19 protein-coding genes are annotated in these 22,064 nt (G+C 61.8%); 14 read left to right on the forward strand and 5 right to left on the reverse strand.

Annotated elements, in window-relative coordinates; genetic code table 11:
* Positions 1 to 20: 20 nt before the first annotated feature.
* The 8 genes from BKP54_RS18700 to BKP54_RS18735 all read left to right on the forward strand — a co-directional run bounded on the left by BKP54_RS18700 (position 21) and on the right by BKP54_RS18735 (position 10,856).
* Entirely contained in the window at positions 21 to 1,280 is a 1,260-nt protein-coding gene (locus tag BKP54_RS18700) for an ABC transporter substrate-binding protein (protein WP_025425451.1), read from the forward strand.
* Between the two features lie 372 nt (positions 1,281 to 1,652).
* Positions 1,653 to 2,603 (forward strand): sugar ABC transporter permease, encoded by a 951-nt coding sequence (locus BKP54_RS18705; protein ID WP_025425450.1) that lies wholly within the window; start codon positions 1,653 to 1,655, stop codon positions 2,601 to 2,603.
* Positions 2,604 to 2,614: 11 nt separating this feature from the next.
* Positions 2,615 to 3,454 carry a carbohydrate ABC transporter permease gene (locus BKP54_RS18710; RefSeq protein ID WP_025425449.1) on the forward strand — a complete coding sequence of 280 codons (840 nt, stop codon included), beginning with the start codon at positions 2,615 to 2,617 and terminating at the stop codon, positions 3,452 to 3,454.
* The gene (locus BKP54_RS18715; RefSeq protein WP_057204378.1) at positions 3,451 to 4,515 is read left to right on the forward strand and encodes a Gfo/Idh/MocA family oxidoreductase; all 1,065 of its coding nucleotides are present in this window, start codon (positions 3,451 to 3,453) and stop codon (positions 4,513 to 4,515) included. The genes BKP54_RS18710 and BKP54_RS18715 overlap by 4 nt, the downstream gene beginning before the upstream one ends.
* Positions 4,516 to 4,528: 13 nt before the next feature.
* Positions 4,529 to 5,530: an ATP-binding cassette domain-containing protein gene (locus BKP54_RS18720; RefSeq protein ID WP_025425447.1), complete on the forward strand. Its 1,002-nt coding sequence runs from the start codon at positions 4,529 to 4,531 to the stop codon at positions 5,528 to 5,530.
* 259 nt (positions 5,531 to 5,789) lie between these two features.
* On the forward strand, positions 5,790 to 7,007 hold the full coding sequence (locus BKP54_RS18725) for an efflux RND transporter periplasmic adaptor subunit (protein WP_025425446.1): 1,218 nt from the start codon (positions 5,790 to 5,792) through the stop codon (positions 7,005 to 7,007).
* Between the two features lie 10 nt (positions 7,008 to 7,017).
* Positions 7,018 to 10,158: an efflux RND transporter permease subunit gene (locus BKP54_RS18730; RefSeq protein WP_025425445.1), complete on the forward strand. Its 3,141-nt coding sequence runs from the start codon at positions 7,018 to 7,020 to the stop codon at positions 10,156 to 10,158.
* A gap of 53 nt (positions 10,159 to 10,211) precedes the next feature.
* A complete protein-coding gene (locus BKP54_RS18735; RefSeq protein ID WP_025425444.1) occupies positions 10,212 to 10,856 on the forward strand; it encodes a TetR family transcriptional regulator in 645 nt (214 codons plus the stop codon).
* On the opposite strand, the gene purU is transcribed toward BKP54_RS18735, so the two are convergent.
* Together purU and polA are read right to left on the reverse strand one after the other, a co-directional pair.
* On the reverse strand, positions 10,849 to 11,703 hold the full coding sequence (gene purU / locus BKP54_RS18740) for a formyltetrahydrofolate deformylase (RefSeq protein ID WP_057204380.1): 855 nt from the start codon (positions 11,701 to 11,703) through the stop codon (positions 10,849 to 10,851). The two genes, BKP54_RS18735 and purU, sit on opposite strands and share 8 nt — an antisense overlap.
* Before the next feature lie 219 nt (positions 11,704 to 11,922).
* Positions 11,923 to 14,904, reverse strand: coding sequence for a DNA polymerase I (polA, locus tag BKP54_RS18745; RefSeq protein ID WP_025425442.1), 2,982 nt, complete (start codon positions 14,902 to 14,904; stop codon positions 11,923 to 11,925).
* Between the two features lie 280 nt (positions 14,905 to 15,184).
* Here polA and BKP54_RS18750 point away from each other — a divergent pair, with 280 nt between their 5' ends.
* The 3 genes from BKP54_RS18750 (at position 15,185) to BKP54_RS18760 (ending at position 17,769) form a co-directional block, all read left to right on the forward strand.
* Positions 15,185 to 15,376, forward strand: a complete 192-nt coding sequence (locus BKP54_RS18750) for a hypothetical protein (protein ID WP_084814696.1) — start codon at positions 15,185 to 15,187, stop codon at positions 15,374 to 15,376.
* Positions 15,377 to 15,728: 352 nt separating this feature from the next.
* Positions 15,729 to 16,172, forward strand: coding sequence for a MarR family transcriptional regulator (locus tag BKP54_RS18755; protein ID WP_025425440.1), 444 nt, complete (start codon positions 15,729 to 15,731; stop codon positions 16,170 to 16,172).
* A gap of 205 nt (positions 16,173 to 16,377) precedes the next feature.
* Positions 16,378 to 17,769, forward strand: coding sequence for a M20/M25/M40 family metallo-hydrolase (locus tag BKP54_RS18760; protein ID WP_025425439.1), 1,392 nt, complete (start codon positions 16,378 to 16,380; stop codon positions 17,767 to 17,769).
* A gap of 39 nt (positions 17,770 to 17,808) precedes the next feature.
* Here BKP54_RS18760 and BKP54_RS18765 read toward each other — a convergent pair whose 3' ends face one another.
* Positions 17,809 to 18,147, reverse strand: a complete 339-nt coding sequence (locus BKP54_RS18765) for a hypothetical protein (protein WP_025425438.1) — start codon at positions 18,145 to 18,147, stop codon at positions 17,809 to 17,811.
* A 299-nt stretch (positions 18,148 to 18,446) separates the two neighbouring features.
* Here BKP54_RS18765 and BKP54_RS18770 point away from each other — a divergent pair, with 299 nt between their 5' ends.
* Complete coding sequence (locus BKP54_RS18770) at positions 18,447 to 19,394, forward strand: YbhN family protein (RefSeq protein WP_025425437.1); 948 nt, start codon at positions 18,447 to 18,449, stop codon at positions 19,392 to 19,394.
* A 9-nt stretch (positions 19,395 to 19,403) separates the two neighbouring features.
* Here BKP54_RS18770 and BKP54_RS18775 read toward each other — a convergent pair whose 3' ends face one another.
* Both BKP54_RS18775 and BKP54_RS18780 read right to left on the reverse strand, forming a co-directional pair.
* On the reverse strand, positions 19,404 to 19,895 hold the full coding sequence (locus BKP54_RS18775; RefSeq protein WP_025425436.1) for a hypothetical protein: 492 nt from the start codon (positions 19,893 to 19,895) through the stop codon (positions 19,404 to 19,406).
* A 91-nt stretch (positions 19,896 to 19,986) separates the two neighbouring features.
* The gene (locus BKP54_RS18780) at positions 19,987 to 20,874 is read right to left on the reverse strand and encodes a DMT family transporter (protein WP_025425435.1); all 888 of its coding nucleotides are present in this window, start codon (positions 20,872 to 20,874) and stop codon (positions 19,987 to 19,989) included.
* A gap of 446 nt (positions 20,875 to 21,320) precedes the next feature.
* On the opposite strand from BKP54_RS18780, the gene BKP54_RS18785 reads away from it, so the two are divergent.
* Positions 21,321 to 21,671 carry a hypothetical protein gene (locus BKP54_RS18785; RefSeq protein WP_128090451.1) on the forward strand — a complete coding sequence of 117 codons (351 nt, stop codon included), beginning with the start codon at positions 21,321 to 21,323 and terminating at the stop codon, positions 21,669 to 21,671.
* Positions 21,672 to 21,791: 120 nt separating this feature from the next.
* On the forward strand, positions 21,792 to 22,001 hold the full coding sequence (locus BKP54_RS18790) for a hypothetical protein (protein ID WP_025425433.1): 210 nt from the start codon (positions 21,792 to 21,794) through the stop codon (positions 21,999 to 22,001).
* Positions 22,002 to 22,064 lie beyond the last annotated feature (63 nt).

Consider the following 22,064-nt stretch of genomic DNA (forward strand, 5'->3'; position numbering starts at 1 on the left):
ATATAAGAGGGAGAAGCTAAATGACCCGTACGACACTCAAGGGCCTGCTGCTTGCGTCGAGCATTCTCGGCTCGGCCGGCCTGGCCCACGCGGAGGACGTCACGCTGACGATCGAAAGCTGGCGCAACGACGACCTGGCGATCTGGCAGGAAAAGCTGATCCCGGCTTTCGAAGCCAAGAACCCCGGCATCAAGGTCAAGTTCGCCCCGATGGCGCCGACCGAGTACAACGCGGCGCTGAACGCCAAACTCGACGCCGGCTCCGCGGGCGACCTCATCACCTGCCGTCCGTTCGATGTCTCGCTCGAACTCTACAACAAGAAGCACCTTGCCGACCTGACGGCGCTGCCGGGTATGGAAAATTTCTCCCCGGTCGCCAAGTCCGCCTGGACGACAGACGATGGCTCGGCCACCTTCTGCGTGCCGATGGCTTCGGTCATCCACGGCTTCATCTACAACAAGGACGCCTTCGACCAGCTCGGCATCCAGATCCCGACGACGGAAGCCGAATTCTTCGCAGCTCTCGACAAGATCAAGGCCGACGGCAACTACATCCCGATGGCGATGGGCACCAAGGATCTCTGGGAAGCCGCGACCATGGGCTACCAGAACATCGGCCCGACCTACTGGAAGGGTGAAGAAGGCCGCGCTGCGCTGATCAAGGGCGAGCAGAAGCTGACCGATGAACCGTGGGTCGAGCCCTATCGCGTTCTCGCCAAGTGGAAGGACTATCTCGGCGACGGCTTCGAGGCCCAGACCTATCCGGACAGCCAGAACCTGTTCACGCTCGGCCGCGCCGCGATCTATCCGGCCGGCTCGTGGGAAATCGGCCTGTTCAACACCCAGGCCCAGTTCAAGATGGGCGCCTTCCCGCCTCCGGTTAAGAACGCCGGCGACGCTTGCTACATCTCCGACCACAACGACATCGGCGTCGGTCTGAACGCCAAGAGTGCGCACGCCGAGCAAGCCAAGACCTTCCTTACCTGGGTCGCTTCGCCGGAATTCGCCGAGATTTACGCCAATTCGCTGCCGGGCTTCTTCAGCCTCAATTCGACCCCGGTGAAGATGACCGATCCGCTCGCTCAGGAATTCGTTTCCTGGCGCGAAAAGTGCAAGCCGACGATCCGCTCGACCTACCAGATCCTGGCGCGCGGTACGCCGAGCCTCGAGAACGAAACCTGGGTTGAATCGGCCAACGTCATCAACGGCACGGATACGCCTGAGGTTGCGGCCGAAAAGCTGCAGAAGGGTCTCGACGGCTGGTACAAGCCGGCGAAGTAAGCGCAACTGGTTCCCTCCCCTTCGGGGGAGGGTCGGCCCTACAGCGCCGCGCGTCTTGTCGGACGCACAAAGGTCGCTGTAGCACTTTGAATTGCTGAATGTTTTTGTCCTCAAATCGGATAGGATTGAGGAAACATGCAGCAAGGGCCGGGCGGGAGGACATTGCCCAAGGAGGCACTCCCCCAGCCGCAGCGTCCTCGACCTCCCCTTGATGGGGAGGTCCCCGACGCAGTCGTTTGCAAAAGAACGCGATAGCCTTAACCTTCGTCATGAGCCCGGATCGGGGCAGGCGTTATGCGGCAAGACCGGCCGTGTGGCGTCGACGTGCATCATGACGCCCTGGGGAACCGGTCGAACAAGCGGGTACGATCAATGAGCAACGTCACTTCACTGCAAGAGGGACAGCCGACCGTGAGACGGCCGAAACGCTGGCACATCCTCATCTTTCTGCTGCCGGCCCTTCTGGTCTACACGGCGGTGATGATCCTGCCGTTGATCGAGACGCTGCGTCTCTCGCTATACAACACGGTCGACGGCCAGCCGACCTTCGTTGGTCTCGCAAACTTCCAGGTCCTGTTCGGCGAGGAGCGCTGGGCGCACGACTTCTGGAACGCGCTGAAGAACAACGTCATCTTCTTCATCATTCACATGTGCGTGCAGAATCCGATCGGCGTTGCGCTGGCGGCCATGCTGTCCATTCCGAAGCTGCGTTTCGTCACGTTCTACCGCACGGCGATCTTCCTGCCGACGCTGCTTTCCTTCGTTATCGTCGGCTTCATCTGGAAGCTGATCCTGTCGCCGATCTGGGGTGTCGCGCCCTGGATGCTCGATCTCGTCGGCCTCAAGTCGATGTTTGCGCCCTGGCTCGGCAGGCCAGGCTCGGCCCTGATCGCCGTGTCGTTGATCTCGGTCTGGCAATATGTCGGCATCCCGATGATGCTGATCTACGCCGCCCTGCTCAACATTCCCGATGAAGTGATCGAAGCCGCCGAATGCGACGGCGTCACCGGCTGGAGCCAGTTCTGGAAGATCAAGCTGCCGCTGATCCTGCCCGCGATCGGCATCATCTCGATCCTGACCTTCGTCGGCAACTTCAACGCCTTCGACCTGGTCTACACCGTGCAGGGCGCGCTTGCCGGTCCTGATGGCTCGACCGACATTCTCGGCACGCTGCTCTACCGCACCTTCTTCGGCTTCCAGCTGCAGCTGGGCGACCGCTCGATGGGCGCGACGATCGCAACGGTGATGTTCCTGATCATCCTCGCCGGCGTCTCGCTCTACCTCTTCGTCATCCAGCGCCGCATGCGCCGCTATCAGTTCTAAGGGAGGCCGAGATGTCGCAAGCACGCCACTCCATTTTCCGCACCGGCTTCGTCCACATCGCGCTGATCGCCTATACGCTCATCTCGCTGTTTCCGGTGTTCCTGACGATCATCAACTCGTTCAAGGATCGCAACGCGATCTTCCGGGCGCCGTTGACGGTCCCGACGCCCGAGACCTTCAGCCTGATCGGCTACCAGACGGTGCTCGGCCAGGGCGATTTCGCGACCTACTTCCAGAACAGCTTCATCGTCACGGTCGTCGCGATCGCGCTGGTGCTGTTGTTCGGCGCCATGGCCGCGTTCGCGCTGTCGGAATACCGCTTCCGCGGCAATACGCTGATGGGGCTCTATCTCGCGATCGGCATCATGATCCCGATCCGGCTCGGCACCGTCGCCATCCTTCAGGGCATGGTCGCTGCCAACCTCGTCAACACGCTGACGGCGCTGATCCTCGTCTATACCGCACAGGGGCTACCGCTCGCGGTGTTCATCCTGTCGGAGTTCATGCGCACGGTTTCGGATGACCTGAAGAATGCCGGCCGCATCGACGGGCTGTCGGAATACTCGATCTTCTTCCGCCTCGTGCTGCCGCTGATCCGGCCGGCGATGGCAACGGTTGCCGTGTTCACGATGATCCCGATCTGGAACGATCTGTGGTTCCCATTGATCCTGGCGCCGGCAGAAGCAACCAAGACGGTCACGCTCGGCTCGCAGATCTTCATCGGCCAGTTCGTCACCAACTGGAACGCCGTGCTTGCGGCCCTGTCGCTCGCCATCCTTCCGGTTCTCGTCCTCTATGTCATTTTCTCGCGGCAGCTGATCCGCGGCATCACCGCAGGAGCAGTCAAGTGAGTTCAAACAGCAAACCGGTCCGGGTCCTCGTCGCGGGTCTCGGCAATATGGGCCGCAGCCATGCGCTGGCCTATCACAACAATCCCGGCTTCGAGATCGTCGGGCTGGTCAACCGCTCCAAGGTGGAGCTTCCGGAGGAACTGCGCGGCTACGAGATCCATCCTGACTTCAAGACGGCGCTTGAGGAACTGAAACCCGAACTCTGCTCGGTCTGTACCTATTCCGACAGCCATGCCGACTATGCGGTTGCCGCCTTCGAAGCCGGCTGCGACGTGTTCGTGGAGAAGCCGCTGGCAACGACGGTCGCAGACGCCGAACGGGTCGTTGCTGCCGCCAGGAAGCATGGCCGCAAGCTGATCATCGGCTACATCCTGCGCCACCACCCCTCGTGGATCCGGCTGATCGCCGAAGCCCGCAAACTCGGCGGTCCTTACGTCTTCCGCATGAACTTGAACCAGCAGTCGAGCGGTCCGACCTGGGAGACCCACAAGTCGCTGATGCAGACGACCCCGCCGATCGTCGACTGCGGCGTGCATTATGTCGACGTCATGTGCCAGATCACCGACGCCAAGCCGGTGGAGGTGCGCGGCATGGGCCTGCGTCTTTCCGACGAAATCGCTTCGGACATGTACAATTACGGCCACCTGCAGGTGATCTTCGAAGACGGGTCGGCCGGCTGGTACGAGGCCGGCTGGGGTCCGATGATTTCGGAGACCGCCTTCTTCGTGAAGGACGTCATGTCGCCAAAGGGCTCCGTGTCGATCGTCATGGATCCGAATGCCAAGTCGGACGATATCGACACACACACCAAGACCTCGGTCATTCGCGTGCACAATGCGGAAACTGGTCCCAATGGTCGCTTTCTCAAGCCGGACGAGGACCTGACAATGGACGGAGAGCCCGGCCATCAGGAACTCTGCGATCGTGAGCAGGCCTATGTGCTGAAGGCCATTCGCGAAGATATCAATCTCGACCGCCACATGAACGACGCCGTCCAGTCGCTGCGCATCTGCCTTGCGGCTGATGAAAGCGTCCGCACCGGTCAGCCGGTCAAACTTTAAGAGGGGCAATTAGGTGGGATCACTTCAACTCAAATCCATCCGCAAGGCCTACGGAAACCATGAGGTTCTCAAGGGCATCGACCTGGAAGTGAAGGACGGCGAGTTCGTCATCTTCGTGGGTCCTTCCGGCTGCGGCAAGTCGACATTGCTGCGCACCATTGCCGGCCTTGAGGACGCGACCTCCGGCAGCGTCCAGATCGACGGCGTCGAAGTCGGACACGTGGCCCCCGCCAAGCGCGGCATCGCCATGGTATTCCAGTCCTATGCGCTCTATCCGCACCTGACGGTGAAGGACAATATGGGCCTGGGCCTGAAGCAGGCCGGCAAGCCGAAAGCTGAAATCGAGGACAAGGTCGGCAAGGCCGCCAGCATGCTGTCGCTCGACCCCTATCTCGCCCGGCGCCCGGCGGAACTTTCCGGCGGCCAGCGCCAGCGTGTCGCCATCGGCCGCGCCATCGTGCGCGAACCGAAGCTGTTCCTGTTCGACGAGCCCTTGTCGAACCTCGATGCGGCCTTGCGCGTCAACACCCGGCTCGAGATCGCCCGGCTGCATCGCAGCCTGAAGGCCACGATGATCTACGTGACCCATGATCAGGTCGAAGCGATGACGCTGGCCGACAAGATCGTGGTGCTGAACGCCGGCCAGATCGAGCAGATCGGCTCGCCGATGGATCTCTACAACCGGCCGGCCAATGTCTTCGTCGGTGGCTTCATCGGCTCGCCGCAGATGAACTTCGTCGACGGCGCCCGCCTCGGCGATCCCGGCGCCAAGACGATCGGCATCCGGCCGGAACATATCGGTCTGTCGCGCGAGAGTGGCGACTGGAAGGGCAAGGTCATCCACGTCGAGCATCTGGGCGCCGACACGATTGTCTATATCGAGTCCGACCAGGTCGGTCTGATCACCGTTCGGCTGTTTGGCGAACACCGCTACGCGCCTGATGACATTGTCTTTGCGACGCCGATGGTCGGCAGCATGCACCGCTTCGGTGCCGACGACCGCGTCCTCGCCTGAGACGATAATCCGGCGACAAACCCGGATCACACCTTAGTGATATCAAGCCGCCGTGGTGCCGAAAGCACTGCGGCGGCTGATTTTTTTGATCGATTCAACGCGCTGCATCACGGTGTTGCACTGCGGCGCAAATTAACATACATTTGTGTTTGTATATTAGCGTTCCGGTATTTTCCCATCCCGATACTGGTAATTGCTTCCCTTCACTTCCGGACCGCGCAGCCCTGCGATACGCACTGGCTGCGCACGGTCACCGAATATGGACATCGCTATGCGCATGAACCGACCGACACTGGCCGCCGCCTTGGCAACCGTGATTCTCCTTTCCGGCTGCCAGAAAGACGAAGAACAGGCCGCTCCCGCCTTCCCGCCATCGGCCGTCGCTGTCTTCACGACCGCATCCGAGACGCTGCCGATCACCAATGAACTGCCGGGCCGCATCACCGCGACGCGCGTCGCCGAAGTTCGTCCGCGCGTTTCCGGCATCGTCGTCGAACGCGTCTTCCAGCAGGGCTCGAAGGTCAAGGAAGGTGACGTGCTCTACCGCATCGACCCTGCTCCCTTCCAGGTCCAGGTCGAAAAGGCCGAAGCGACCCTGCGCCGCGCCCAGGCCGTGCATCTCCAGGCCGAACAGAAGGCTGCCCGACAGGAAGCTCTGAAGAAGGCAAACGTCGTCGCCGCCCAGCAGTTCGACGATGCAAACGGCCTGCTGGCTGCAGCAAACGCCGACGTCGCCATCGCCCAGGCGGGCTTGGCCGCTGCCAAGCTCGACCTGCAATACGCCAACGTGACCGCCCCGATCAGCGGCCAGATCGGACGCGCTCTCATCACCGAGGGTGCGCTCGTCAGCGCCAACAGCTCGGAAAACCTCGCCACGATCCAGCAACTCGATCCGCTCTATGCCGACTTTACCCAGTCGGCGACCGATCTCATCCGCCTGCGCAAGGCGCTTGAAGCCGGCCAGATGATGAGCGGTGACCAGGAGGCCGAGGTTCAACTGATCCTCGACGACGGCACGCCTTATGAACACAAGGGCAAGCTCCTGTTCTCGGAAGCGGCCGTTGACGCGACGACCGGCCAGGTAACGCTGCGCGGCGAGTTCCCCAATCCCGACGGCGACCTATTGCCGGGCATGTATGTCCGCGTGCTGGTCCAGCAGGGTGTCGAGAAGGACGCGATCACCGTGCCGCAGCAGGCTGTCCAGCGCAACAATGCCGGCCAGTCGCAGGTCTATGTCGTGGCCGCCGACAAGAAGGTCGAGTTCCGCAACGTCACACTTGGACGCACGGTCGGAACCCGCTGGCAGGTGGCCTCGGGGCTGAAGCCCGGCGAAAAGGTCATCGTCGAAGGCTTCCAGAAGATCGGCCCCGGCGCGCCGGTGGAGCCGACCGACTGGGATCCGAATGCAAAGCCGGCGGCCGAAGCAGCCCAGACGACCGCGGCGACCGACGCAAAGCCCGCTGAAGCCACAGAGTGAGTGCTGATTAATGCCTAGTTTTTTCATCGACAGGCCTATTTTTGCCTGGGTGGTGGCGATCTTCATCATGCTCGCCGGCATCATCGCGATACCGCTGTTGCCGGTATCGCAATATCCTGATGTTGCGCCGCCGCAGATCTCCATCAACACGAGCTACCCCGGCGCTTCGTCGCAGGACACCTATCAGAGCGTCACCCGGCTGATCGAAAACGAGCTGAACGGCGTCGAAGGCCTGCTCTATTTCGAATCGACCTCCAGCGCTGCCGGCTCGGTCGACATCAGCGCCACCTTTGCACCCGGTACAGATCCGGGACAGGCGGCCGTCGACATTCAGAACCGCGTTCGCCGCGTCGAACCGCGCCTGCCCGATTCGGTCAAGCGCCAGGGCGTACAGGTCGACGAAGCCGGTTCCGGCTTCCTGATGATCGTCGCGCTCACCTCGACCGACGGCTCTATGGACGCCATCGGTCTCGGCGACTATCTCAGCCGCAACGTGCTGAACGAAGTCCAGCGCGTGCCCGGCGTCGGCCGTGCGCAGCTGTTTGCGACCGAACGCTCGATGCGCATCTGGCTCGATCCGGACAAGATGCTCGGCCTCAACCTGACCGCCGGCGACGTGACGAATGCCATCCAGGCCCAGAACGCCCAGATCGCATCCGGCTCGATCGGCGCACAGCCGAACCCGATCACGCAGCAGATCAGTGCTCCTGTTGTCGTCAAGGGTCAGCTGTCGAGCGCCGAGGAATTCGGAGCGATCGTGCTTCGCGCCAATCCGGACGGCTCCTCCGTTCGTCTGCGCGACGTTGCCCGCGTCGAGATCGGCGGCGAAAGCTACGCGTTTTCGACCCGCCTGAACGGCAAGCCGTCCGCGGCTATCGCCATACAGCTGTCGCCAAGCGGCAACGCGATGTCGACCTCGACGGCGATCAAGGAGCGCATGGACGAACTGTCGAAGTTCTTCCCGGAGGGCCTGGAATATTCGGTTCCCTACGACACCTCGCCGTTCGTTGCCGTTTCCATCGAGAAGGTGCTTTCGACGCTGGTCGAAGCGGTCGCGCTCGTCTTCATCGTGATGTTCCTGTTCCTGCAGAACATCCGCTACACCATCATCCCGACACTCGTCGTGCCGGTCGCTCTTCTGGGCACCTGCGCGGTGATGCTGGCGATGGGCTTCTCGATCAACGTTCTGACCATGTTCGGCATGGTGCTGGCGATCGGCATCCTGGTCGACGATGCGATCATCGTCGTCGAGAACGTCGAACGCATCATGTCCGAAGAGGGGCTGACACCGAAGGACGCCACCCGCAAGGCAATGAAGCAGATCACCGGCGCCGTCATCGGCATCACGCTGGTGCTGGCTTCGGTGTTCATTCCGATGGCCTTCTTCCCGGGCGCCGTCGGCGTGATCTATCGCCAGTTCTCGCTGACCATGGTCGTGTCGATCCTGTTCTCGGCACTGCTCGCGCTGTCGCTGACGCCGGCGCTGTGCGCCAGCTTCCTGAAGCAGGTTCCGAAGGGCCACCACCACGCCAAGCGCGGCTTCTTCGGCTGGTTCAACCGCAGCTTCGACAAGACCTCGCACGGCTATAGCGGCATCGTGAAGCGCCTGGTCCACCGCACCGGTCGCTACATGATCGTCTACATCGCCGTCTTGGCCGGCCTCGGCTGGCTGTTCATGAAGCTGCCGTCGTCGTTCCTTCCGGACGAAGACCAGGGCTTCGTGATCGTCATGATGCAGCTCCCCTCCGAAGCGACGGGCAACCGTACGACCGAGGTGGTGGAACAGGCGGAGAAGATCTTCGGCCAGGAGCCGGCTGTCGAACGCATCATCGCGATCAACGGCTTCTCCTTCTTCGGCACCGGACAGAACGCAGCGCTCGCCTTCGTGACGCTGAAGGACTGGAAGGAACGCGACGCCGACAACGCCGCTCAATCGATCGCCATGCGGGCCACCATGGCCATGAGCCAGATCAAGGATGCGATCAGCTTCGCGCTGTCGCCGCCGGCGATCCAGGGCCTCGGCACCACCGGGGGCTTCTCCTTCCGCCTGCAGGATCGTGGCGGTCTCGGCGAAGCGGCTTTGTCCCAGGCACGCGACCAGCTTCTCGGCCTTGCGGCTCAGAGCAAGATCGTGACCGGGGTTCGCTTCGAAGGCATGCCCGATGCGGCTCAGGTCAGCGTGGCCATCGACCGCGAAAAGGCCAATACCTTCGGCGTGACCTTTGCGGACATCAACTCGACGATCTCGACCAACCTTGGCTCGTCTTATGTCAACGACTTCCCGAATGCCGGCCGCATGCAGCGCGTGACGGTGCAGGCGGACGAGGGTCAGCGCATGCAGACGGCGGATCTGTTGAACCTCAACGTCCGCAACGCCAATGGCGGCATGGTCCCGCTCTCCGCCTTCGCGACGGTGGAGTGGGTCAAGGCCTCGACCCAGACGATCGGCTACAACGGCTACCCGTCGGTACGCATCAGCGGCGAAGCGGCTCCGGGTTACTCCTCCGGTGACGCGATCAACGAAATGCAGCGGCTTGCGGGCGAACTGTCGGCAGGCTTCGGTTACGAATGGACCGGCCAGTCCCTGCAGGAAATCCAGTCGGGTACCCAGGCGCCTCTCTTGATCGCGCTGTCGTGCCTGCTCGTCTTCCTGTGCCTGGCTGCGCTCTATGAGAGCTGGTCGATCCCGGTGGCGGTCATCATGGTGGTTCCGCTCGGCGTCATCGGTTCGGTGCTTGCCGTGACCATGCGCGAGATGCCGAACGACGTGTACTTCAAGGTCGGCCTGATCGCGATCATCGGCCTGTCGGCGAAGAACGCCATCCTGATCATCGAGTTCGCCAAGGAACTGCGTGAACAGGGCAAATCGCTGATCGATGCGACGCTGGAGGCAGCACACTTACGCTTCCGCCCGATCCTGATGACGTCGCTCGCCTTCACGCTCGGCGTTCTGCCGCTGGCGATTGCCACCGGCGCAAGCTCTGGCAGCCAGCGCGCCATCGGTACCGGCGTGATGGGTGGTATGATCTCGGCAACGGTGCTGGCGATCTTCTTCGTTCCGGTGTTCTTCGTGTTCGTCACGAAGCTGTTCGGACGCAAGAAGGTAGAAGCCACACCGGCTGCAGCCGAGACCCCAACACCCGCCGAATAACACTGCTATCGACGGCCCGCCCTCTCGGCGGGCCGTTCTGCAAGGAGGAATGAATGCGCAGAACGAAAGCCGATGCGGAGGCAACCCGGCAGAAGATCCTGAGCGCCGCTGAACGTGTGTTCTACGAAAAGGGTGTTTCAAACACCACGCTTGAGGAAGTGGCCAAGGAAGCGGGCGTGACCCGCGGCGCCATCTACTGGCACTTCGCCAACAAGACCGATCTTTTCCTGGCCCTGCACGATGCCGTGCCGCTGCCCCAGGAAGACATGATCGCCCAGGAAATCGAGGCCGAGGCCGCCGATACGCTGGCAATCGTCGAGGACGCCATGGGCGCCTGGATCGATATCCTGGCCGCCGACGAGCAGCGCCAGCGCATTCTCACCATCATGCTGCGCACCAACTACGACGGCGACATGAGCGAGGTCCTGACCCGCCACAAGGAACTCGACGAACATCATAATGCCCTGCTCGAACTGGCCTTTTCCCGCGCCCTTGCCAAGGGCTACATGCAGGACAGCTGGACGCCCACGTCGGCGACCCGCACGCTTCACTGGATGATGCTTGGGCTTTGCACCCAGTGGCTGCTCTTTGGTCGCCCGTTCGACATCGTCGCCGAAGGGCGTGACGGGCTGAGGCGGCTGTTTTCGAGCTTCCGCACGCCCTCCGCCGCCCGTTCTGCACTATCCACCGTCAGCTGAAGACGACGGTCTTATGGCCGTTGAGCATCACCCGCCGTTCCAGGTGCAGCTTGACGGCACGGGCCAGCACGCGGCTTTCGATGTCACGGCCGCTGGCGACGAAGTCCTCCGCCGTCAGCGCGTGGCTGACACGTTCGGTTTCCTGCTCGATGATCGGCCCCTCGTCGAGATCCGGGGTGACGTAGTGGGCCGTGGCGCCAATCAGCTTGACGCCGCGTTCGTGGGCCTGGTGGTAGGGCCTGGCCCCCTTGAACGACGGCAGGAACGAGTGATGGATGTTGATCGCCTTGCCGTAGAGGCGCTTTGACAGATTGTCCGAAAACACCTGCATGTACCGCGCCAGGATCACCAGATCGGCGCCGGTCTCCTGCGTCAGGCGCAACAGCTTTTCCTCCTGCTCTTCCCTGTTGGTCTTCGATCCCGTCCAATGATGAAACGGGATCGCCTCGAGTTCCGCCGTGCGCCGGCTGTCCTCGTGATTGGAAACGATGGCGGCGACCTCGGCGTTCAGCCAGCCGACGCGGATCTGGTAGAGCAGACGCAGGAGCGCATGGTCGAACTTCGACACCAGGATGACGATCTTCGGCTTGCGTGCGGCTTCCGTCAGCGCGGTGCGCATCTGGAACCGGTCGACCGCCGGCCGCAACGCCCGCTCGACGTCGTCCCGCGTCATGCCATCGGGCGCCTGGAAGGCGATGCGCATGAAGAAGCTGTTGGTGTGCCGATCCCAGAACTGGCTGCTCTCGGCGATATTCGCGCCAAGGCCGGCCAGCTCCGTCGTCACTGCGGCAACGATGCCCGGCTTGTCGTCACAGGACAGCACAAGGATGAATGTGTTGGTGGCCATGGTCTCCTCCGATCGGCGGCTCTGCCGGGCGCGCTAGCGCCCTCCCCGATCGCTGCCTAGGGGGAGACGAGGACGACCGCAACCGCTGAGACGGCGGCGGCATGCGCTTTCTATCATCGTGATACGCCGACAGGCAGAAGGCGGCCGTCGTGGCCGCCTTCTGCAAGAATAACCGCAGCTGTCGATGCAAGGTCGCTGATGGAATCCCTCAGGGAAACCTCAGTGCGCCTCGTCCCAGTTCATCGCGGCGCGGGCATCGACCTTGAGCGGTACCCGCATGTCGAGCGCCGGCATCGCGGCATTTTCCATCACCGACACGACGATCGGGATGGTCCGCTCGACGTCGGCATCCTCGACCTCGAAGATCAGTTCGTCGTGCACCTGCAGCAGCATGCGGGCGGAAAGCTTCGCCTCACTCAGCGCCGGCTCGATTTTCACCATGGCACGACGGATGATATCAGCTGCGGACCCCTGGATCGGCGCGTTGATCGAAGCGCGCTCGTTGAAGGCGCGATGCGAGGGGATCGACGAGCGAATGTCGGGGTAATGTGCACGCCGCCCGAAGATCGTTTCGACATAGCCGTGCTCGCGGGCAAAGGCCTTGGTGTTTTCCATGTAGTCGCGAATGCCGGGGAAACGCTCGAAATACTTCTTGATGTAGTCGCTGGCTTCCGAGCGCTCGATCGACAACTGGTTGGCAAGGCCGAAAGCGGAGATACCGTAGATGATGCCGAAGTTGATGGCCTTCGCCCGCCGGCGGATTTCGCTCGGCATGCCCGCGACAGGAACGCCGAACATCTCCGAAGCCGTCATCGCGTGAATGTCGACGCCATCGGCAAAGGCCTGGCGAAGCTGCGGGATGTCGGCGACATGGGCAAGCACGCGCAGTTCGATCTGGCTGTAGTCGGCCGAAACCAGCTTGTGACCTGATGTGGCAATGAAGGCCGTGCGGATCTTGCGGCCTTCGGCGGTGCGCACCGGGATGTTCTGCAGGTTCGGGTCGGACGAGGACAGGCGTCCCGTCGTCGTCGCCGCCAGCGCATAGGAGGTGTGGACGCGTTTGGTTTCCGGATGGACGAAACCCGGCAAGGCGTCCGTATAGGTCGACTTCAACTTGGTCATCTGGCGCCAGTCGACGATCTTGCGCGGCAGTTCGTGGCCCTCCGCCGCGAGATCCTCGAGCACCTGCGCCGAGGTCGACCATTGGCCGGTCTTGGTCTTCGAACCGCCGGGCAGCCCCATCTTGCCGAAGAGGATATCGCCGAGCTGCTTGGGCGAGCCGACGGTAAATGTTTCGCCGGCTAACTTGTAGATCTCGTCTTCGAGCGCCGCTGCCCCTTGCGCCAGTTCGCCGGAGAGGCGCGACAGGATCTGGCGATCGATGGTGATACCGCGCTCTTCCATGTGGGCCAGCACCGGCACGAGCGGGCGCTCCAGCCGCTCATAGACGCGCACCAGCCCCTTGGCCACCAGCCGCGGCTTCAGCACGTGCCAGAGGCGCAGGGTGACTTCGGCATCCTCGGCGGCATAGGCGGTGGCGCGGTCGATATCGACATAATCGAAGGTCACCGACGATTTGCCGCTGCCGGTCATGTCCTTGTAGGCGAGCGGCTTGTGACCGAGCCAGCGCTCCGACAGCGCATCCATCCCGTGCGTGCCGTTGCCGGCATCAACGACGTAGGACATCAGCATGGTGTCGTCGAAGCCCTGGACGGTGATGCCGTGTCGCTTCATGAGGAGGTAGTCGTATTTGAGGTTCTGTGCGACTTTCAACACCGAAGGATCTTCAAGCAGCACCTTCAGCCGGCTGAGCGCCTCGCGCACCGGAATCTGGTTTTCAGCATGGCCGCCGCCGAGAAGATCGCCCACTCCTGTTTTATGGATCAGCGGCACATAGGCGGCGCGGATCACCGTTCCCGAAGGGTCCTTGCCATAGTCAGCAAGCGCCAGCGAGAAGCCGACGAGCTCGGCCTGCATGGCATCGAGCGACGTCGTTTCGGTGTCGAAGGCGACGAGGCCCGCGTCCTTGGCGTCGGCAATCCAGGCGTCGAGCGTCGGCAGATCGCGGATCGCGACATACCGCGAGTGGTCGATGGTAGCGCTGGCGAAAAGGGCTGCGCGCGATTGTGCGAGCGCCTCTGGTGTGGCGTCAGTGGCCTCGCCCGTGGAGGCTACCTGGCTCACGGCCGCAGGCGCGGCCTCGCCGGCACTCGACGACGCCGGGGCAGCCGCAGCCTTGTCGAGATCCGGTCCGCGCGCATCCGCGCCCCACTCGACCGGCACCGCGGCCGGTTCGACCACATCGGCGTCCGTATCGGTGGCGGCGGCCACGCGACGGGTGAGCGTGGTGAATTCCATCGCCTTCAGGAAGGCGACGAGGCGCGGCCCATCCTGCGGTTCGAGATGCAGCTCCTCGAGAGGGACGTCGAGCGGCGTGTCGGTGCGCAGCGTCACCAACTGGCGTGACAGGCGGGCAAGGTCGGCATTGGCGATGATGTTTTCGCGGCGCTTGGCCTGCTTGATTTCGCCCGCACGCGCCAGCAGCGTATCGAGATCGCCGTATTCCTCCAGCAATTGCGCCGCGGTCTTGGGGCCGATGCCGGGGATGCCAGGCACGTTGTCGGTCGAGTCGCCGGTCATCGCCTGAAGATCGATCATCTTTTCCGGCGGCACACCCCATTTCTCGATCACTTCCGGGATCGAGATCTGCTTGTCCTTCATGCTGTCGTACATCGAGACGTTCGGCGTCACGAGTTGCATCAGGTCCTTGTCGGAGGAGATGATGGTGACGCTGGCGCCCGCCTTTTCGGCAAGGCGCGTATAGGTGGCGATCAGGTCATCGGCCTCAAACCCTTCCTTCTCGATGCAAGGCAGGTTGAAGGCGCGCGTGGCGTGGCGGATCAGCCCGAACTGCGGGATCAGATCCTCAGGCGGCGCCGAGCGATTGGCCTTGTAGAGATCGTAGAGTTCGTTTCGGAACGTTTTCGAGGAATAGTCGAAAATGACGGCGAAATGCGTCGGCGTCACGCCGACGGAGGTGTCGCGCGCATCGGTGAGCAACTTCCACAACATGTTGCAGAAACCGGACACCGCATTGACCGGAAGGCCATCGGATTTGCGGTTGAGCGGCGGGATGGCGTGGAACGCCCGGAAGATGAATCCGGAGCCGTCGACGAGGAAGAGGTGATCACCGTTTTTCATGGGCAATGGATAGCGCGGGGTGAGCCAAACGTCCATTGCGGTTTTCTCGTCGAACACTACAATGTCCAGCTGTCACAGAGGAGCAAGCGATGCCGCATGACGTGCAATATGCACTGAGACAGTACCTTGTTCTTTCAGGGTTTGCCGGAGTCTGTTTCGTCATTTCCTGGCTGTTGAGCGATCCGGCATTCCTTGTCGTCATCAAGACCGTCTTTGCGCCGATCTATCTGCTTGCGACGACGGGGCTCGATGCCCATTTCAGACGGGCGGACGCCGCGCCGTGGCCACTGTGCAGAAGGTCGAATACGCGATCGCTCGGGCCGCACTTTTCGTCGCCTTCATTATCGTCATGTGCATCAGGCCGGATCAATCGGCCCGCGATGTGGCGAAATCAGCGTTGGCGACTGCAATCGCGATCGGCGCCGTGGAGGTCATTTTTGCCTTGCGGAACCGGCGCTCGAAGGGCGCTTGAGCAATGTCCGGCTTTCACAGAAACGTTACGCATTTGTAATGTGCGATTCATTGGCCCAATCCTTGAAAAGCCACATTTGAATCCTCAAATCTTAGTCAACGGCACCGAGTGATGCCGTCTTCTGGTGATTGGCCTGTCCCCCGCCCGCACCAGATGAGGACAAAGGCCTTATCCCCCTCTCCGGGCCTTTGTCCCGTTTTCAGAGAACCGCCACGGCGCCGCCTCCGCGCCGTGGCGGTTTCTCGTTGGTTGGGTCAAGTCCTTGTCAAATCCTTGTGAGATAAGGCTTTCTCAAGTCCATCGCCTGCTTTGTAACTTGTCTTCGCGCCGCTTCGAGCGTACCCACTGGAGCATGGCCTTCAACCGTATGGAATCTGCGACTTACCTGGCCAGCCTGCTGGCCAAAAGCTTCTCGCGTGCACTTCAGGAGCGCGGTCAGAAGCTCGGCTTCGCGCCCGGGCAGTTTCCCGTCCTGTTGGAACTATGGGCCGAGGAGGGTCTGACCCAGAAACAGCTTCTCGACAGGCTCGACATCGAACAGGCGACCATGGCCAACACGCTGGCGAGAATGGAACGCGACGGGCTCATCGTCAGGCGCAAACATCCGCAGGACAAGCGTTCGCAGCAAATCTTCCTGACCGAGAGGGCGAGGGAAATCGAGGCGGCGGCCAAGGAGGCAGCGCTTGCCGCCGATCAGTCGCTGTTATCAGGCCTCAGGCAATTCGAGCGCGAACTCATGCTCGAATACATGCGCATGGCGCTTGCCCATGCCGCGCGTGACGGCGGTGCCGCGTGACAGGCAACACGTCTCCCTAATCGTTCCATCAAAAAATTTGGCTTAAATCCACCCGCATGAGGTTCTAAACAACCTGAGCGGGTTCGTTCGGACACGCCAAAATCGCTGCCGCCCGTCGAACGGCCGCATGATTTCGCTGCTGAAATCGATTCCGATTTGCGGCGTCATGCAGTAGGTTCCGGCAAAACTTGAAGCAAGGATATGCATGATGGCAGATATCACCCCCATTCTCGAGCGCGCAGACGCAAACCTGCCGAAGAGCCTGGACAGGCTTTTCGACCTCGTGCGCATCAAGTCGATCTCGACCGATCCGGCCTTCAAGGCCGATTGCCGCAAGGCCGCCGAATGGCTGGTCGCGGAACTGAACGGCCTCGGCTTCGACGCCTCGATCCGCGACACTCCCGGACATCCGATGGTAGTTGCCCATCACGCCGGCGCCACCGCCGATGCCCCGCATGTGCTGTTCTACGGGCATTACGACGTCCAGCCGGTCGATCCCCTGAACCTGTGGGACACCGATCCGTTCGAACCCGGCGTCAAGGAGCTGGAGCCCGGCCGCAAGGTCATCACCGGCCGAGGCACCGCCGACGACAAGGGCCAGCTCTTGACCTTCGTCGAAGCCGCCCGCGCCTACAAGGAAGTCCACGGTTCGCTGCCCTGCCGCGTCACGATCCTGTTCGAAGGTGAGGAAGAGTCCGGCTCGCCGTCGCTAAAACCTTTCCTCGAAGCCAATGCGGCCGAACTCAAAGCCGACTATGCACTTGTCTGCGATACCAGCATGTGGGACCGGGACACGCCTGCGATCTCGGCGGGCTTGCGCGGGCTCGTCGGCGAGGAAGTCATCATCAAGGCGGCCGACCGCGACCTGCATTCGGGCTATTTCGGTGGTGCTGCCGCCAACCCGATCCGCATCCTGACCGGCATCCTCGCCGGGCTTCATGACGAAAACAGCCGCGTGACGCTCGAAGGCTTCTACGAAGGCGTCGAGGAAACCCCGGCCCAGATCAAGGCTGCATGGGAGACGCTTGGCCAGACCGCGGAAAAATTCCTCGGCGAAATCGGCCTGTCGATCCCGTCTGGTGAAAAGAACCGTTCGGTCCTCGAACTCACCTGGGCCCGCCCGACCGCCGAGATCAACGGCATCACCGGCGGCTACACCGGCGAAGGCTTCAAGACGGTGATTGCCGCGCAGGCTTCCGCCAAGGTCTCCTTCCGCCTGGTCGGCAACCAGAACCCGGAGAAGATCCGCGAAGCTTTCCGCGCCTATGTGCGCTCGAAGGTGCCGGCGGACTGCACGGTCGAATTTCACGCCCATGGCGGTTCGCCGGCAATCCAGCTGCCCTACGATTCGAACCTGCTCAACACGGCAAAGCTCGCCCTTTCCGACGAATGGCCGAAGCCGGCCGTGGTCATCGGCATGGGCGGCTCGATCCCGATCGTCGGCGACTTCCAGAAGATGCTCGGCATGGAATCGCTGCTCGTCGGCTTCGGCCTTTCGGACGACCGCATCCATTCGCCGAACGAGAAATACGAGCTGCAATCCTATCACAAGGGCATTCGTTCCTGGATCCGCATCCTGAACGCGCTTGCCGCCTGATATCGAACGACGTCGTGGCGGGTCAGCCCGCCACGACCATCACCCCGCTTTCGAGATCATCACGACAAAGTCGGCGACAAGCGCTGCAAACACGCCGCTGCCGGTAACCACTACGCCGATGAAGAAGATGCGCGTCGCCTGACCGTAGACCTTTGGCTGCAGCGACCGCAGCTGCAGAAAGTCCCAGAGCGCATGCATCTGCAAAAGGATGCCGATCGCCAACAGGATGACGGCGGGAAGATCGCCCATATTCCATGGCACCGGATTGGCTGCCCACTGGGTGAGAAAGCCCAGCGAAAACGACAGCACCACGCCGACGACCGTCACCGTTCCATTGCGAAAAACCGGCTCGATCGGCTTTTCCTCATCGTTCTGCATCCGCCCGCCTCCGCTTTACCGTGTCGTGTTCGCGATTTCTTGACCAAACACCGGCTCCTGCCGGGGCATCGATCCTTGACCTGCTCGACCTCAGATGCTTCCCTTTTGCAAAACAAATCAGAATGGGAAATTGGATCGTTGGCAAGTGTGAGGACCGAGACGTCGCGTTCCGGACGCGAAACTGTGACGGGCTGGAGCCGCGATCGCGGCTGCTTTCATGAACAGATGCGTCCCGAGATAAAGGCGACGCCGTCGAAAGGGCCTTCGGCCAAGATTGTTGCAGCGATCGCGACACCGGTATGAGCAGGCTGCGCGCGTATTTCTGGCCCGTCGTCGGGCTGGCGGCGATCATCTTTTCGGTGCATGCGCTCTATCACGAGCTGAGCGGTCTCTCGCTGGACGAATTCATCGCCAGCTTCAAGGCGATTTCCCTGAGAAGCTGGCTGCTGGCGATCGGCGCAACGCTGGTCGCCTATGCAGCACTTGCCGGCTACGACAAGCTGGCGCTCGATCACCTCGGCCATCGTATCTCGCTGTGGTTCATCACCGTCTGCTCGTTCACCACCTATGCGCTCTCGCACAATCTTGGCGCCTCCGTCTTTTCGGGCGCTGTCGTGCGCTACCGGGCCTACCGATCGAAAGGGCTGACGCCGGGCGAAGTCGGCGTGCTCGTCGCCTTCTGCTCGTTCACCTTTACGCTCGGCACCCTGATGCTCTCGGCGATCGTGCTTCTGGTCAAACCGGAGATCATCGAGCGGTTCGCCGAGTTCCTGCCGGTCGAAATGTCGCTGACGACGGGCGTGCTGATCCTGGTCGTGATCGCGCTCTATGTGATCGGCAGCCTCGTCGGCCTGCCGTCGATCCGCACACGCTGGTTCCAGCTGCATTATCCCAAGCCCTCGATCGTGCTGCGGCAGCTGGTGATCGCGCCGGTCGAGCTGATCGGTGCCGCCGGGATCATCTATTTCGCCCTGCCGGAAGCCGGCAATCCGGGTTTCATCGTCATTCTCGGGATCTTTCTGGCGTCGTTTTCGGCAGCACTCTTGTCGCACGCGCCGGGCGGACTTGGCGTTCTTGAGCTCGTCTTCATCGCCGCCCTGCCGGAAATGGATCCGGCCGACGTGCTGGCGGCGCTGGCGATCTTCCGGATCCTCTATCTCGTCATCCCGTTCATCATGGCGCTCGCCGTAATCCTGGTGTTCGAACGGTCAAGATTCCTTGCGGAGCGGCGCGGACCTATTCAGTAGAGGTCGTCGTCACGGGGCGTTGCAGACGGTCGGAAGGGCCGCCTCCAGCGGTCCCTTCACTTCCTTGAGGCGCGCCGCTTCGATCTGATAGGGCGTGAACGGCGGCACCTGCAGCGAAGGATTGATGATCCGCGTCACGTAGCAGCCGGCGAAGAAGCGTACCCGCGAACGTTTTTCGATCGACTTCACCGCCACCGGAACAGCCGAATAGATGCTGCCGGCGCCGGCCTCGGTCTTCACCTTGCCGAGCTTTATTTCGACCGAAACGGTGCGGTCGTAACCGCGCGTGAAAGTCCTGTAACCGCCAACCGGTTTCGATTCGCCGAAATAACCGTAGGCGCGCGCATATTCCTTGCGATTGATGGCGTTGTAGAGCGAGCGAACGACTGCTGCACCATCCGATCGGTCGTCGATATAGGCGACGTTGTCCTGCGCCAGAGCTTCGGAATTCACGGCAGCGAGCGTCGAAAACACCAGCACGGCGGCGGACGGAAACGTCATGGCACTCCTCCTGATCGGCTTTTGGGGCAGCCAACCGAGCACAACATCAAGGCGAAGCCATAGCAAGATTCGCCAAAATATCGATATCGCGTCAGGTCGACGGCAGGCCCGCCTTGCGGCGGGCAACGACGCGCTCGCGCCAGACGGTGAAGATGCCGGCCGCAACCACGAGCACCGAGCCGGCAACCATGTTGGTGGTCAGCGTCTCACCGAAGAGGCTGACGCCCATGATCGACGCGAAGACCAGCTGCAGATAGGTCAGAGGCTGGACGGCGACCGCGTCCAGCACGTCATAGGCACGGATGAGGAAATAATGGCTCGTGGTTCCCGTGAGGCACAAGAGCAGCATCCAACCCCAATCGGGTGGCGACAGCGTCGTCCAGAAGAATGGGCCGACAAGGCTGATCGCCACGGCGCCGACGATGCCGGTGTAGAAGAAGCTCGTCATCGCCGGATCGTCGCGGCTGACCAGCCGCGTGACGATGACATAGAGGGCAAAGACAAGTGCTGCGGCCAAGGGCAACAGGAATGTGAGTTCGAACGCGCCTTCGGCCGGTTTCAGGATCAGAAGTACGCCGATGAGCCCAACCGAGATTGCCAGCCATCGGCGCCAGCCGACACGCTCGCCCAGAAGCGGCATCGACAGAAGCGCTACGAACAGCGGTGTCGCTGAAAGGATCGCCTGCGAATGCGCCAGCCCAACCATCGTGAAAGAGGTAATGATCATGACGATCTGCAGCGGCAGCAGCAGCCCGCGCAGTACCTGAAGCAATGGCTGTTTCGTCGTCGCCGTCAGCTTGAGCCCTCCCGTTGCGCGGGCGGCCAGCGCCACGGCGAACAGGGCAAAGGCCCAATAGCGGATCATCGCCACGAAGACCGGCGGATAGACACTGCCCAGATGTTTGGAGATGCCGTCCTGGATCGCAAAGATAACGATGGCGAGGAGCGCGTAGATATAGCCGTTTGCCTTGGAGCCCATGAACCGCGCCGATACACCCGCAACACCGACAGGACCAGCAAAATCTGCGTCGCCGTTCAGGTGCTTTCGTTACGAGCGCGGGGGTCCAGACATGAAAAGAGCCCCGCGCGGGAGGAGGTGCACGGGGCTCTCAAACTTGACCGGTGACTGGGAGGAGGAGTGCCACCGATCCGCATCGGGCGCCGCGGGAGGAGGTGCAGCGCTTCGATAAGTGTTACAATAATCATGCGTCGCAATATTTTCAAGGGCGGATTTGTTGCATCGCACAATTTTCACCCAAAATCATGTCCGCAATCTATTACCGGTTGCGTATATGAGTGGCGATTGGCGTTAAAGGTTGCAAACCACAACTGAAGATAGCCGATATGACGGCGCACATCTTCCTAGACATGCGGGCGTTTTTGGTTCCTTAGATGCCATTGCACCTAGGAATTGCAGGCTCTTTCTTGAAGTTATTGCTCCAGGTCCCGACCGCGATCATCGTTCTCCTGATTCTGACGACCTGGCTTGCCAGCCTGCGCCTCGTTGTTGTGCCGCCCGGTTCGTACCGGTTGACCGCGATGACCACACTGGTCTTTCAAGGTCACGGCTACCGCCTGGTCGACAGTCCGCAAGCGATGTGTACCCGCCAGGCCTACCCGGCGCGCGACTGCGATGCGATGGCTACCAACAAGCTGGCAAAGACCGTCCTGCTGCGACTGCCTTTCAGCCAATGGCTTTACGAGTACACCGAACCAGACCGCAGCAAGCAGGCGAAGCTCGTCGGCGAAACACCGCTCAGGAGTTCGATCGACTAGAGCAACGACGTTCGATCTACCTCCATAACCCTGGCGCAGCCTCCGCCGGAACAAAATCGTGATTTCGAGCGGCTCGCGTTGCAGGTTAGGATTTCACGCGTGGGCGAGAAGGAGAAGATCATGAAGATCATTCTGGTGACTGTGGCCACCGTCGGCCTGTCCGCCTCCGCGGCATTTGCCGAATGCGCCTATCACGCCAAGACCAATGCAGCGGTCGATACGACAACAACCACCGCCAGCATCACGACGGAAAGCCAGCCGACGTCCGAAGAAATTGTGCTCCTGAAAAAGACCGATCGCGTGGTTCAGGACGAAAAGGCCGCCGAATAGGGCCGGCATCGACACAGACACAATGCCGGATCGTGCACGTCGGCGGCAACTGCGGCCAATTCC

This window comes from Ensifer sp. 1H6 (assembly GCF_001976035.1).
Taxonomy (GTDB): domain Bacteria; phylum Pseudomonadota; class Alphaproteobacteria; order Rhizobiales; family Rhizobiaceae; genus Ensifer; species Ensifer canadensis.

Coding starts and splice junctions, on each gene's coding strand:
- BKP54_RS18700 (WP_025425451.1), top strand. CDS start 21: ATGACCCGTACGACACTCAAGGGCCTGCTGCTTGCGTCGAGCATTCTC.
- BKP54_RS18775 (WP_025425436.1), bottom strand. CDS start 19,895: ATGACGTTTCCGTCCGCCGCCGTGCTGGTGTTTTCGACGCTCGCTGCC.
- BKP54_RS18730 (WP_025425445.1), top strand. CDS start 7,018: ATGCCTAGTTTTTTCATCGACAGGCCTATTTTTGCCTGGGTGGTGGCG.
- BKP54_RS18790 (WP_025425433.1), top strand. CDS start 21,792: ATGAAGATCATTCTGGTGACTGTGGCCACCGTCGGCCTGTCCGCCTCC.
- BKP54_RS18735 (WP_025425444.1), top strand. CDS start 10,212: ATGCGCAGAACGAAAGCCGATGCGGAGGCAACCCGGCAGAAGATCCTG.
- BKP54_RS18780 (WP_025425435.1), bottom strand. CDS start 20,874: ATGGGCTCCAAGGCAAACGGCTATATCTACGCGCTCCTCGCCATCGTT.
- BKP54_RS18725 (WP_025425446.1), top strand. CDS start 5,790: ATGGACATCGCTATGCGCATGAACCGACCGACACTGGCCGCCGCCTTG.
- purU (WP_057204380.1), bottom strand. CDS start 11,703: ATGGCCACCAACACATTCATCCTTGTGCTGTCCTGTGACGACAAGCCG.
- BKP54_RS18710 (WP_025425449.1), top strand. CDS start 2,615: ATGTCGCAAGCACGCCACTCCATTTTCCGCACCGGCTTCGTCCACATC.
- BKP54_RS18770 (WP_025425437.1), top strand. CDS start 18,447: ATGAGCAGGCTGCGCGCGTATTTCTGGCCCGTCGTCGGGCTGGCGGCG.
- BKP54_RS18755 (WP_025425440.1), top strand. CDS start 15,729: ATGGCCTTCAACCGTATGGAATCTGCGACTTACCTGGCCAGCCTGCTG.
- BKP54_RS18765 (WP_025425438.1), bottom strand. CDS start 18,147: ATGCAGAACGATGAGGAAAAGCCGATCGAGCCGGTTTTTCGCAATGGA.
- polA (WP_025425442.1), bottom strand. CDS start 14,904: ATGAAAAACGGTGATCACCTCTTCCTCGTCGACGGCTCCGGATTCATC.
- BKP54_RS18760 (WP_025425439.1), top strand. CDS start 16,378: ATGATGGCAGATATCACCCCCATTCTCGAGCGCGCAGACGCAAACCTG.
- BKP54_RS18705 (WP_025425450.1), top strand. CDS start 1,653: ATGAGCAACGTCACTTCACTGCAAGAGGGACAGCCGACCGTGAGACGG.